This is a genomic window from Nocardia uniformis NBRC 13702 (assembly GCF_001613345.1).
GTDB classification, from domain to species: Bacteria; Actinomycetota; Actinomycetes; order Mycobacteriales; family Mycobacteriaceae; genus Nocardia; species Nocardia uniformis.
The window spans coordinates 36965-49994 of sequence record NZ_BDCE01000090.1; the positions used below are offsets into that span (position 1 = coordinate 36965).

Annotated in this window: 12 protein-coding genes; 4 read left to right on the forward strand and 8 right to left on the reverse strand. The window is 65.8% G+C overall.

What is annotated here, in order from left to right; all coding sequences use genetic code 11:
• The first annotated feature begins 9 nt into the window (after positions 1 to 9).
• Entirely contained in the window at positions 10 to 1383 is a 1374-nt protein-coding gene (locus NU1_RS32810; RefSeq protein WP_084522025.1) for a glycosyltransferase 87 family protein, read from the forward strand.
• Positions 1384 to 1528: 145 nt separating this feature from the next.
• Positions 1529 to 1918 carry a hypothetical protein gene (locus NU1_RS32815; protein ID WP_067527408.1) on the forward strand — a complete coding sequence of 130 codons (390 nt, stop codon included), beginning with the start codon at positions 1529 to 1531 and terminating at the stop codon, positions 1916 to 1918.
• 79 nt (positions 1919 to 1997) lie between these two features.
• On the opposite strand, the gene NU1_RS32820 is transcribed toward NU1_RS32815, so the two are convergent.
• From NU1_RS32820 to NU1_RS32855, 8 genes are all read right to left on the reverse strand, one after another.
• Positions 1998 to 2198, reverse strand: a complete 201-nt coding sequence (locus tag NU1_RS32820; RefSeq protein WP_067527410.1) for a hypothetical protein — start codon at positions 2196 to 2198, stop codon at positions 1998 to 2000.
• 199 nt (positions 2199 to 2397) lie between these two features.
• Complete coding sequence (locus tag NU1_RS32825; protein WP_067527413.1) at positions 2398 to 4005, reverse strand: flavin-containing monooxygenase; 1608 nt, start codon at positions 4003 to 4005, stop codon at positions 2398 to 2400.
• A complete protein-coding gene (locus NU1_RS32830) occupies positions 4002 to 4637 on the reverse strand; it encodes an SRPBCC family protein (protein WP_067527415.1) in 636 nt (211 codons plus the stop codon). Before NU1_RS32830 ends, NU1_RS32825 begins: the two co-directional genes overlap by 4 nt.
• 22 nt (positions 4638 to 4659) lie before the next feature.
• Positions 4660 to 6234 (reverse strand): flavin-containing monooxygenase, encoded by a 1575-nt coding sequence (locus NU1_RS32835; RefSeq protein ID WP_067527417.1) that lies wholly within the window; start codon positions 6232 to 6234, stop codon positions 4660 to 4662.
• Between the two features lie 16 nt (positions 6235 to 6250).
• Positions 6251 to 7318 carry an alpha/beta hydrolase gene (locus tag NU1_RS32840; RefSeq protein ID WP_067527419.1) on the reverse strand — a complete coding sequence of 356 codons (1068 nt, stop codon included), beginning with the start codon at positions 7316 to 7318 and terminating at the stop codon, positions 6251 to 6253.
• Entirely contained in the window at positions 7315 to 8859 is a 1545-nt protein-coding gene (locus tag NU1_RS32845) for a flavin-containing monooxygenase (protein ID WP_067527421.1), read from the reverse strand. Before NU1_RS32845 ends, NU1_RS32840 begins: the two co-directional genes overlap by 4 nt.
• 7 nt (positions 8860 to 8866) lie before the next feature.
• On the reverse strand, positions 8867 to 9727 hold the full coding sequence (locus tag NU1_RS32850) for an SDR family NAD(P)-dependent oxidoreductase (protein WP_067527423.1): 861 nt from the start codon (positions 9725 to 9727) through the stop codon (positions 8867 to 8869).
• Positions 9724 to 10581: an SDR family NAD(P)-dependent oxidoreductase gene (locus NU1_RS32855; RefSeq protein ID WP_067527425.1), complete on the reverse strand. Its 858-nt coding sequence runs from the start codon at positions 10579 to 10581 to the stop codon at positions 9724 to 9726. The genes NU1_RS32850 and NU1_RS32855 overlap by 4 nt, the downstream gene beginning before the upstream one ends.
• A gap of 218 nt (positions 10582 to 10799) precedes the next feature.
• On the opposite strand from NU1_RS32855, the gene NU1_RS32860 reads away from it, so the two are divergent.
• Together NU1_RS32860 and NU1_RS32865 are read left to right on the forward strand one after the other, a co-directional pair.
• Positions 10800 to 11471 carry a TetR/AcrR family transcriptional regulator gene (locus tag NU1_RS32860; RefSeq protein ID WP_169815178.1) on the forward strand — a complete coding sequence of 224 codons (672 nt, stop codon included), beginning with the start codon at positions 10800 to 10802 and terminating at the stop codon, positions 11469 to 11471.
• A 50-nt stretch (positions 11472 to 11521) separates the two neighbouring features.
• A complete protein-coding gene (locus NU1_RS32865) occupies positions 11522 to 12928 on the forward strand; it encodes an ABC1 kinase family protein (protein WP_067527429.1) in 1407 nt (468 codons plus the stop codon).
• Positions 12929 to 13030 lie beyond the last annotated feature (102 nt).

The window sequence follows — 13030 nt, forward strand, 5'->3', positions numbered from 1 at the left end:
AGATCGGCAATGACGACGACAACCCACGACATGACGACGACCGCGGCAACGCCCGAGCAGCACGACATCTCCACCGCCATGCTGACGGTATCGATCCTCGGTGCCCTGTCCGCGCTGGTGTGGCACGTCTACGCCATTCCGATCGACAACCCCTACTACGGCCTGTTCAACAATGACGTCGACCAGTACGTCTACACCGCCGGCGGTGAGGCCATCCGCTACGGGGCGAGCCTGTACGACGCGCCGGTCTTCTTCGAGATGGAATTCACCTATACGCCGTTCGCCGCCCTGCTCTTCGTGGTGTTCACATTGGCCGTCCCGGCGGTGGCCAAGGTGCTGTGGTGGGCGGCGATCATAGCCGCGTTGATCGCACTCGTCGCGGTCTGCCTGCGCGCGCTGAACTACCGGAACACCGCGCGCACATGGCTTTTCGCGCTCGCGCTGGCGGTGGTGTGCACCGCGTTCGAACCGGTGCGTTCCACCATATGGCTCGGCCAGATCAATATCCTCCTGGTGCTGCTGGTGGTCTGGGATCTGACCCGACGCGACACCGCCACGCTGCGCGGTGCGGGGGTCGGCATCGCGGCGGGCATCAAACTCACGCCCGCGTTCTTCCTGGTGTATCTCGCCTGCACCCGGCAGTGGCGGACATTCTGGGCCGCCACAGCCACCTTCGCCGCGACGATCGGGATCGGTTTCCTGATCCGGCCGACGGATTCCACCACCTACTGGGGTCGGCAGTTCGACGCCCCCGCACGAGTCGGCGCGGTGGATTCACCGGCCAACCAGTCCGTCAACGGGTTCCTCGCGCAACTGCTGCGCTTCTACGAGGTGGATCGCTACGCCGTTCACGGTCCGAACTCGACGGTGTACGTCACGCCGACTTGGCTGTGGCTGGCCGTCGCCACCCCGCTCGTCCTGTTCGGACTCTACGCCGCGACGCGCGCCTATCGATCCGGCCGAATCCTGCTGTCGGTCACCGTGGCCGGAATGTCCGCGGCATGTGCGTCCCCCTTCTCCTGGGGCCACCACTGGGTCTGGTTCGTACCCCTGTTCATACTCGCCCTGCACCACGCGCACACCGCCCACACCCGCTACCGCCGGCTGCCGGTCACGATCGTTCTTCTGATCAGCTTCTGCTGGTGGTGGAACTATCCGAACCGCGAACCCCTCGAGGGTGCACCCCATCCGATCGGCACCGGATTGTTCATGCTGCCCCGCGATGACCTGCCCACCTGGTGGGCCAATATCGCCGTGCCGTTCTACTCGGGTTGCTACCTGCTGCTCTTCCTCGCGACCGCCATCTATGCGGTCCGGCAGGTCAATGCAACGGTGCGTCACGCGCCGGTTGGACAGCAAACTGTTGCCACGCAGGGAAATTGATCTCGACGACCTCGAGGGTTCAGGACGATCCGGTCGGGGCGTGTAGTTTCGCCCGCAGAACCTTGCCGCTGGCGTTGCGTGGAATCTCGGCATCGATGACCTACCGAACTCGGCATCGGGCACACCGATCACGACCGCGTCGGTGATGTCGGCGCAGGCGGAATTCTCTTCGCCGTCCGCGGCGGACAGGTCGACGGTCGCGGCTACCGGTATCAGACCCCGCAAGACCTGGACTTCCTCGGCGAATACGGGCTGGCGGGTGGTCATCGAGCATCTGCTTCCCGAGCCCGGGCAGCGCACCAGGATGTGCTGCGGCGGGCACTCGCTCGGCGCGTTCATGACCGGCCCGATGATGGCGTGGAACTTCGCCGGTCACCCCGCGAACTCGGGCATGCGCTTCAACTGGATCCACTCCGACCTCGCAGCCCTGGATCCGACCGAGGCTCGTGAATTCGTCGTCGATGCTTGGCGCATGGTCGTTCCCGAGAAACTCTCCCGCGCCTACGATCTCGCTCATCCCCACGGGCCGGGCTGACCGAACCCAGATCGTCAGCCCACCTTCGTCACCATTCATCGGGACGCCGGGCCAACCGGCCCGATTCGGCGTCCACACCTCAGAATCGTTTGTCGCGCAGCCCCAGTTCGTCGGCCTTGGCGCGTACCGCGCCGAGAACCAGGTGACCGCTCTCCGCCATGAGATCCTGAATTTCGGCGGCTGTCCGCTGCACGGCGTCGGTACCGACGCGGGAGATTCTGCGGCCACTGCGTCGCCCAGCGCGACCCAGTTCTCGCGCGAGTTCGCTGATCGTGCTCATCGGACGTGAACATTCGAGAGAATGCCAGCGAACGATCGTTCACCGAATTCGCGTGCGTACATGGCCAATTACCCCTCAAAGTCCATTCCAACTGCGAGTATGTCGACGACGGTCGAGGATACGCGCGTTCACTGGATCGCGCTAGCGCGCCGGGACCGGGGGTTCTTGCGGGGGCCGAGCTTCACCACCGGCCGCCGCGTCACCCGCGCGCTGGCTCCGCCGTCAGCGATTCCACGATGGCGTCGATTTCCACGGGACTGCGGTAGCTGTAGTCGTCGCGGTCGAACCGGACGGACTTGCGGTAGGTCTTCAGTAACGACCAGGCGCGGATGTACGGTGACTTGCCCTGTGAGTTGACGAAGTAGCTGTTGGAGCCTTCGCAGCGAGTTTCCAGGTAATAGGCCAGGTTTCGGCCGCTGCGCAGCATGTCCTGATGGAAACGTTCCTGGGCTTCGGGGCGCACCTCCACGATGGTGGCGCCGCGGCGACGGGTTTCGTCGATGACGGTGGCGATGTGACGCATCGCGTTCTCCACGAAATAGTGGAAGGCCGTGCCGGTCCAGGAGTACGGGCCGATCATGATGAAGCGGTTCGGCAGGCCGGCCACCGAGGTGCTGAAGTAGGCCTTCAACTCCTCGGTGTTGTAGAAGACGCCGAGGTCGAATCCATCACGGCCGAGGACGGTTCCGACCTTGTAGCTCTCCGGGTCGGAGAAGACCTCGTAGCCGGTGGACACCACCAGCGCGTCGATCTCGCGTTCGACACCGTCGGCACTGCGGATGCCGGTCGGGGTGATCTCGGCGATTCCGGCGGTGACGAGTTCGACATTGCTCCGGTTGAGTGTGGGGAGGTAGTCCCCGCCCGCGCCGCCTCGAATGCATACGATGCCGAAGTCGGGACGTAGGTGCTTGCGAATCTCCTTGTCCTTCACCTTGTATCGCACCCACCCGCGGTAGGCGTTGCGTCCGGCGAAGTCGATGATGCGCGCCCCGCCCCGCCACAGCGGCGCGGGGGTGTAGATCGCGACCCGCAGCAGCGAGTCGATCACGGCCTGGGCAATGCCGTTGGCGACCGCCGATCCACCGGGCAGCGCCAGCAGCTTCTGCATCCACGGCTTCAGCACGAAATCCGGCTTGGGCAGGTACACCTGTGGCGTGCGCTGGTAGATGTCGAGCCGCTCGACCTGTGCGGCGAGTTTGGGCGCGATCTGCATGGTGCTCGCACCGACGCCGATGATGCCGACCCGCTTACCGGTGAAGTCGTAGTCGTGATTCCACTGCGCCGGGTGCATGGAAACACCTGTGTAGGAATCCAATCCGGGGATGTTCGGCGTGGTCTTGGCATTGATGTACGCACCGACCGCACTGATGACGAAGCGCGCGGTGATGACCTCCCCCGTATCGACATGCAGTCGCCACAGCGCGTGGTCCTCGTCCCACTCCTCGCGAACGATGGTGGTGTTGAACCGCATTCGACGCGGCAGGTCGTAGTCGGCCGCGACTTCCTCCAGATACTCCAGGATCTGATCCCGCTTGGCGAAGAGCCGATCCCAGTCGGGTTTGCGGGCGAAGGAGAACTGGTAGGTGGTGCTCGGAATATCGCAGCCGGCATCGGGATAACTGTGGCTGTACCAGGTGCCGCCGAGTCCGGCGATGCGATCGACGATCAGGAAATCCTCGATCCCGATCTCCTGCAGCTTGACCCCGGCGCAGATGCCGCCGATACCCGCGCCGATCACGACGACCTCGTGCTGCGGCTGTGCCAGGGGGCTGACCCGCTTGGTGCCCGATCCATTCCTACTGCTCATTTGGCGCCTTCCTCGGCCCGGTGATTGCTCGGCTCGGCCGAAGCGATTCCATTGGTATCCATCGACCGTGGTTGCGGTCTCGTGGTCCGCGCGACCTCGGCCACGCGGCGGTTGAACAGCGGCCCGAGGCCACCGATCAGGTACGCGGCCCGCCACACGGGCGGGAACCAGGTGGAGAAACGCAGCAGCAGCCGGGGCGTGACCGCGACCTTCCAAACGACCTTGGTCCGACCGTCGCCGAGATCGGTGAAGAACTTGTCCTCGCCGTACTGGCGCACCAGCAGGTACTGCATCCAATTCCCGCTCACCACACCGAAGGTGATGCGCTGGTTCGGCTCATACCGCCAGAACTTCTCCTTCTCGACCCACAGCACGCGGAACGGCCCGAATACCGAACCCATCTCGCGCACGATCCCGGCCCCACGCGCGGCCGAATCGTATTTCACTCCGGTACCGGGGAACGGCAGCCACTTCCACGCGTGCTCGTCGTCTATCGCGGTCCACACCGCGTGCACCGGTGCGTCGAAGGTCTTCTCGATGGTGAACACCAGCGCCGCGGTGTCGAACAGGGTGTCATCGACCGCCGGTTGGGAGGCGGGGTGTTGGGTATGCAGGAACGACGTGATACTCATTGCTCATCCAATCCGTGGAAAGTCAGGGCTGTTCGGCGAGCCGCCGAGTCGATCGACCGTTAGCAGTCAGAGGGTCGGATACGACCGGCCGGGTGGCGGTGTACCGGTAGTGGTCCAGCGGGAAATGCCGGTTACTCCAGTACATTCCGGCCTGAGTGGTGGCACGGAAGGCTGGACCGTCGCCCTGGTAGTTGATGTAGTACGTGCGTGAGTCGGCGCAGCCCTGTTTGAACAGGTAGGTGTTCTTGTTGCGGGCGTACATGCGGGCGAAGTATTCGTCGTGTGGTTCCTGGCGGATTTCCGCGCGGGTGGCCCCGCGACGCAGCGTCTCCCCGATGGCCCGGGCACTGTGCGCGGCGGTCGCCTCGATGAGCGGGATGACCGAGCCGGGCGCGTAACCGTAGGGACCGAAGATGTGGAACATATTCGGGAACGCCGGGACCGAGACACCCTCGTAGGCCTGGTACTTGTTCTGGTCCCAGAATTCGCCCAATTCGATTCCACCGCAGCCGTATACGGGATAGGGCGGAGTCGCCCCCTTGTCCATGACCTGAAAGCCGGTGGCGGTGACCACCATGTCGAATTCGCGCACCGTGCCGTCCGCGGTGGCGATGCCGTCCGCGGTGAACTTCTCGATGGGGTCGGTCACCAGGTCGACGTGTGGCTGGGTGTAGGTCTGGAAGTAGGTGTTGGAGATGGAGGGCCGCTTGCAGCCGAGCCGATAGGTCGGGGTGAGCGCGCGGCGTAGTTCGGAGTCGCGAATCTGGGTGAACAGGTAGGCCTTCAGTGCCGCCTCTCCGGTGCCGAGTACTGCCGAGGTCAGGCGCGGATAGTCCGAGAGCGCGAGCCCCACACCCAGGAAGGCGTTGACCGCGACATTGCCGATGAACCGCACCGCCTGCTGGGCGGGCGGGAAGTCCAGGGCTCTATTGCTCAGCGCGCCCATGGCGAAATCTGGCTTGGGCGCGACCCAGATGGCGGTGCGCTGGAAAACCGTCAGGTGCTCGACTTTCGCGGCCAGCTGCGGAATCACCTGTAGCGCCGTGGCTCCGGTGCCGATGACCGCGACCCGCTTACCGCTGTAATCGTAGGAATGATCCCAGCGAGCGGTGTGCATGAGCCGGCCGGAGTAGCTGTCGATCCCCGCGATCGCGGGCGGCTTCGGCTGTTCCAGCGCTCCGACGGCGCTCACCAGGAAACGGGCGGTGATCTCGTCACCGTCGGTGGTGAGTACCCGCCACAGATCCGCGGACTCATCGAACCGGGCCTCGGCCGCTCCGCAGCCCAGCCGGAGTTTGCCCCGCAGACCCTGCCGATCGACCACTTCCTCGGCATAGCGCTGAATCTCATTGCCAGGTGCGAAGAATCGCGACCAGCGCGAACGCTGCTGAAAGGAGAAATTGTAGATCGGCGAGGGCACGTCGACCGCGACACCGGGATAGGTGTTGGCATTCCACGTGCCGCCGACCTGGTGCCACTTGTCGATAATCAGGAAGTTCTCGATGCCCGCGCGGCGCAGCGCCGTCCCGGTACCGATGCCGCCGAAACCGGCGCCGATGACGAGAACCTCGACGGTGGGAATGTTGTTCGAACTCATAGGAATCTGCCCCTGGTCATGCGGCCGTGGTCCGGTCCGCGAATTCGCTTGCCCGGCTGTCGATCACGCGGCGTATGAAGGCCCCGATCTCGGCCACGGCCGCCCGCGCGTCGGGCAGCAGATCCGCGCCCGCCTGGAAGACGTGGATCGCGTTGTTCCAGATCTGCAAGGTGTGCGGGACGCCGGCCTCGGCACAGCGGCGGGCGAGCGCTTCCGAATCCGGCAACAGCACTTCGATATCGCTCACTTGGATCAGCACCGGCGGCAAGCCGGTGAAATCGTGATTCACCGGCGACCACGCCGGATCGAGCACGCCGTCCCGGGCGAAACCGATCATCGCCGGAATGGCGAGCGCCCGGGCCGACAGCATCGAATCGCTGCGATCATTCGGATGGGCATTGCGAATGCTGGGATCGAGATCGGCGAAGGGTGCGATCGCCACCACGGCGGCAGGCAGCGCGATCGCGCGCGCCCTGGCGGCGAGCACCGCCATGAAGGCCAGACCGCCGCCAGCCGAATCACCGGCGAAGACAACGCTTTCGGCCGCTCTGCCGCGTTCCAGCAAATACCGGTAGGCGGTCAGGGCGTCATCGACCGAATCGGTGATGTGCCCCTTCGGCAGTTGCCGATAGTCCACATTCAGGACGGGCAGTCTCGCGGCGCGCCCGATGCGTGCGGCGTGCCTGCGGTGGCTGTGCAGGCCACCGGCTACGAATCCGCCGCCGTGGAAGTACAGAATCGCACCCCGCTCGGCCGCGTCCGGTCCGGGATCGTCTCGGTGCCAGAGCCATTCGGCCCGGAAGTCCGCGAAGCGCACCATTTCCCTGCGGGTGCCGCGCGCCGGCCGCAAGGGGGCGGCAAGCACGTCGACGCGATTCGCGATGCGGAAGGCACGGTCACCACGCAGCGGGGCACTCTCCCCCAGCACGCACACGCAGTACAGCGCGGGCCGTAGGATCCGGCGCAGCACCGCGTTCGCCACTCGCAGTCGCGCACTGGCACGGCTGGCGAGTTCGACATTGACCCGCGCCGATACCGCGGGAATTGTTGTGCCGCTCTGCCTATCGACGGCGAGCCCCGTCATGCCGGCACCGTCGCCTTCGCGCGGTTCCCGTACTCGTAATCCTCGAGTGGGAAGCGTCGATTACCCCGGCGCGCTTCGAAGAATCCCGAAGGGCGCACATAGGTGCTGTCGCCCTGCGAGTTCCGGTAATAGGTCGGGACGTGGCCATTGAGGTCGGCCAGGTAGTACCGCAGCGACTCGCCGCGCTGATACACCTCGCGGTGGTAGGCGTCTGCGACTTCCTTGCGCACCTCGCACCAACCCGCCCCTCGGCGGCGGGTCTCGCCGATGGCCCGCACCGCGTGATCGGCGGTCATCTCGACGAAGGCGTGCCAGCCCGACCCGGTCCAGGAATATGGGCCGACCAGGGTCCAGCGGTTGGGCAAGCCAGGTACCGAAACGCTCTGGTATGCCTGCAAACCCTCCTCGTTGTAGAACTTGGCCAGGTCGAATCCGGCGCGACCCAGCACCGTTCCCGGGCGATAGGTCTCCGGGTCCGAGAACACCTCGTAGCCGGTCGCCAGAATCAGCGTGTCGAAGCGGTGCAGCGTGGAATCGCCGGTACGGACACCGGTGGGGGTGACTTTCTCGATCGGGGTCGTTACCAGTGCGACATTGTCCCGGTTGTAGGCGCGCAGATAGCCGTTCGACATCGTGGGGCGTTTGGCTACGAGACCGAAGTCGGGCGTCAATCCCGCCCGGGTCTCGGGATCGGTAACGACCCGTGCCAGGTACCGCCGGTACAGGGCCTGGCAGACGGAATCGAATCGGTCCATCACCGGGTGCACGACGGTGCCGGGCACCCCGACAATGGCGCGCAGGGCTAGATCCACAACCACCAGCGCGCTGCCGTGCAGCAGCGGCTGAACACCGGGAAGCGACAGCACGCGTTGCAGCGCGACGGGCACTGGGAAATCGGGCTTGGGCAGCGACCACACGGGGGTGCGCTGGAAGACGGTCAGCTGCTCCACCTGCGGGGCGATCGTCGGAATGATCTGCACCGCACTGGCTCCGGTGCCGATGATGCCCACGCGCTTACCGGTGAGGTCGTACTCGTCGTCCCAACTGCTCGGGCGCAACACCTTGCCCTTGAAGGTGCGCGCACCGGGAATGCCGACGTCGGCCTTGGGACGCACGAACGCCCCGACCGCACTGATGACGAATCGGGCCGTCACCGTCGCACCGCCCACCAGGTGCAGCTTCCAGTATCCGGCGTCCTCGTCCCATTGCTCGCGCTCGACCTCCACGCCGAACCGCACCCGTTCGTGCACACCGAACTTGTGCGCGACCTCCACGTGGTACCGCTTGACCTCCGGACCGAGCGGGAAGACCCGACTCCAGTCGGCCTTGCGCGCGAACGAGTACTGATACGCCAGCGCCGGAATATCCACGCCCAGACCGGGATAGTGGTTCTCGTGCCAGCTGCCGCCGACCTCGTCGGCGCGTTCGAGGACGACGAAATCGTCGATTCCGGCCTTGCGCAGCTTCACCGCGGCGGCGATACCGCCCGGCCCGGCACCGATGACGGCGACTTCGTACTCGGGATTGTCAGGTTTGGTCATAGGTGTCTCACTTCGTGATTCGGTTCAGCAGCGGCTGAATACGAGGCAGCAGGCGGTCGGCGAGATCGAAGGAACCCACGCTGCCGACCGCGCGCACCAGACCGGGCGAGAGCCGGAACAGGACGTAGCCGAGCCAGGCTTCGGGATTGACCGGCACGACCGCCGAGTTGCGGCGAATCGCGCGCTCGACAACGCGCGCGACCTTGTCCGGACCGGCGAAGGCCATCGATTGCACCTGGCCGAGCTGAGCCTGCCAGGTGGCCTGCTCCTCGGCATCGAGACCGGCGCGCTCGCCGTGGGCGAGCAGGTCGGTGCGAATGGCACCGGGACAGATCGCGGTGACGCCGATTCCCTTGGCCCGCAACTCCACCCGCAGCGCCTGGCTGGCCATGAGCACCGCGGCCTTGGCCGCGGCATACGCGGGAATGTATCGCGCCGGGAAGAAGGCCGCACCGGAGGACAGATTGACGATATGGCCACGAATGCCGGCGTCGATCATCTGCGTGGCGAACACCTTGGAGCCGTAGATGACGCTCATCAGGTCGATGTCGATGGTGCGCTGCCACTGCGCCGCACCGGTTTCGACGAATCCGCCGGTATCCATGATTCCGGCGTTGTTGACCAGCACATGCGCCGGGCCGAATTCCCCGCGCACCCACTCCGCGCATTTGTCCCACTGCGCTTCATCGGCCACGTCGAGCCGGTAGGAATGCGCGCGCCCACCGGCGGCGGTGATCTCGTCGGCCGCCCCCTGCGCGGCCGCCTCGTCGATATCGGCGATAACCACCCGGTACCCGGCCTCGGCGAGCAGCCGGGAGATCTCCCGGCCGATACCGGCCCCGCCGCCGGTCACGATCGCTGTTCTCATCGCTGACCACCCAATACCCGACCCGACATCTGAACGACTTTCTCCGCCAACGGCATCTGCGCCAGCCCGGTGACCCCGCGCATCACCCCGGGCGCGAGCCGAGACAGGTACCACCCGGCCCATGCCTCGACACCCACCGGCACGGTCGCGAGATTCCAGCGAATCGCGCGATCGACCGCGGCGGCGACCCGGTCCGGCGAACGGCCGAAGACCTGTTGTCCCCGAGCGAGTTTCGCGGCCCAATCGGCTGCGGACGACGTGTCCGCACCCGCGCGGGTGCCATTGGCCGAGAGTTCGGTGTTGATCAACCCCGGGCAGACCGCGCTCACCCGAATGCCCTGACCCGCGTATTCGGCGCGCAGGGCCTGGGTGCCCATCCAGGCACCGGCCTTGGCGGTCACGTACGACGGGGCCAAGGGCGTGGGCAGGAACGCGCCGACCGAACAGATATTGACGATCGCACCGCGCTTGCCCGCATCGACCATGCGCTGCACGAACACTCGCGAGCCGAACAGCGGTCCCATCATGTTGATGGCGATCATGCGACGCCAGTCGTCGCCGCTCTGCTCCAGAAAGCCGCCGGAGATCAGGATTCCGGCATTGTTGACCACCACGTCCGGGACGCCGTGGTCCTGCACGATCCGCTCGGCGAACTCCTCCCAGGCGGCAGCATCGGCCACATCGAGTTGCCGGAATTCGGCCCGCCCGCCCGCGGCGCGGATGCGCGTCACGGTCTCGTTACCACCGCGCTCGTCGATATCGGCCACGATCACGGTCGCACCCTTGGCCGCGAAGCGCAGTGCGCTCGCCCGCCCGATGCCGCTGCCCGCGCCGGTCACCACCGTCACCGTCATGGTCGACGCTCCTGTCGCGGAATAGTGGACAGATTCGAATGCGTCATGAATCGACTCCCTTGTCGTGGACGTCCGCACAGACGGAATGCCAGCTTGATCTGCACTCAATTAGCGGACGTCTATGTCATTAAACTAGGGCGTCTCAGACAGAAGCGCAAGGGGTGATTCGAGACCCGCGGTCGGCGGCAACGGCCGTGCGGGCGCATACGATGTGCTCGATGACCGAACCAGCCAAGCGCACTCGCGGACCCGGCCGCCCGCGCGACGAACGCAACACCGAGCGCCGCCGCCGCGAACTCATCGAGGCGGCCTACACGGTGTTCACCACCAAGGGCTACGCCGCGGCCTCGGCCGCGGATATCGTCGCCGAACTGGGGGTCGGTTACGGCACGTTCTACCGGTACTTCGACAGCAAACGCGCGATTCTCGACGATGTCGTGGACTACGGAATCGACCGGCTGCTCAGCGAGATCGCCGGTGGCGTCTTCGAACCCGCGTCCCTGGACCACGAGTTCACCGTCGAGGAACTCATCGAAACCTGGTCCGGCGCGGTCGAGCGAATGTGCCGGATCGCCGAGTCCGATCCGGCGCTGATGAACGCGATGCTGTTCGAATTGCCCGGCATCGACGAGGAACTCAACACCCGCATTCTCGGCCTGGGTGGCATCCTGTCCGCCACTGTCGGCCGCTTCCTTTCCCGCGCGGTCGATTCCGGGGTACTGCGCGATGACGTGAACACCGAGGATGTCGGCTGGATGCTGTTGGCGCTGACAATTCCGCCGGTCATGCGCGCCCTGCAGGGCGGCGGTGCCGCCGATCGGCAGCGTTACGTCAACACCGCCGTCGCCGTGCTCACTCCCGGGCTACGCCCCCTGCTCACACCCAATTAGTCGACGGGTACGTCTGCTAATCTCGGGTGATCGCTGCAGAGAGGTCGTCGATGGCGAAGGACATTCCTGTCTCCCGGGCCCGGCGCGGTGCGCAAATGGGCAAACTCATTGCCGGACAAGCTGTTCGCGGCGCGGGTGTCACGCTGGCGGTGGTTCGCGATACCGATGAAGAACACATCGCCCGGACCGAACGGGCACTCACCGCGGCGGCCGAAGACCTGGTCACCGTGCTCGGCAGCATGAAGGGCCTGGCCATGAAGGCCGGCCAGCTGCTGTCCATGTTCGATGTGCTCGGAATCTTCGCCGCCGAACGCCTGCCCCCGGGCCAGCGCGAGCGATTCCAGAACAAGCTGGCCGAACTCTACGACCGGTCCGCGCAGGTGCCGTTCGCGCAGATGCGCGGGGTGATCGAGCGCGATTACGGCCGCCCGCTCGATGAGGTGTTCGCCGAATTCGACGCAGCACCGCTCGGTGCGGCGTCCATCGGTCAGGTGTATCGCGCCCGCCTGCACGATGGCCGGCGGGTGGCGGTCAAGGTCCAGTACCCCGGGATCGATATCGCTATCCGGGCCGATATCAAGAACCTCGCGCTGGTTATGCGGATGATGCGCACGATCGCGCCGGCGATCGCCGACAATGCGATTCTGCGCGAGCTCGCCACCCATTTCGCCGAGGAGATCGACTACCGCACCGAAGCCGCGAACCACGAGCTCATAGCCGAGATGTTCCATGGCCACCCGTTCATTCGCATCCCCGGCGTGGTGACCGAGCTGTGCACGGCACGGGTGCTCGTCACCGAACTGGTCGACGGACTGCGATTCCCGGAGATCGCGGCGCTGCCCGATGCCGAGCGCGACCGTATCGGTGAGATCCTCATGCGCTTCTATATGGGGACCATGATTCGGGAACGGCGCTTCACCGGAGATCCGCATCCCGGCAATATCCTGCTCGCGGATGACGGGAAAGTCGCCTTCCTCGACTTCGGGCTGGTCAAGCATATGGATGATGCCGCCGTGGAGTTCGAACTCGACGCCGTGCGCATGGCCGCGGAGTACCGCGCCACCGATCTGCGCGCTCTCTTCGTGAATTACGGCCTGCTGGAACAGGGCTCACCGGCCACCGCCGAGCAGTGCCTGCGGCTGATCCACGAGGTCTCGGGCTGGATGCTCACCGATGCCGAGATCCGGGTCGCCGAGGATGCCGCCGCGCACGCCCTGCTCGCCTTCGTCGACCCGCGCCGCGGCTACTTCGACAGCTGGCGCCGCGAATACGCGCCGGCCGAACACGCTTTCGCCCGGCGCGTGGAGTACGGCACCCTCGCCCTGCTCGGCAAACTCCGCGCCAGCGGCAACTGGTACCGCATCGGGCGCGAATGGTGCTACGGCGAGCCGCCGCGCACCGAACTGGGCGTGCTGGAACAGGATTGGCTGGCGAACCACGCGAATCCCACCGGCTGATAGACGGCGCCCTCATCATTCCGGCCAAAGGCGGCGGAATGACGGGCGCGGGGTGCAACTACCCGCGCCGCCGCCGGGCTTCAGCCGCCAACGGAACCGGAA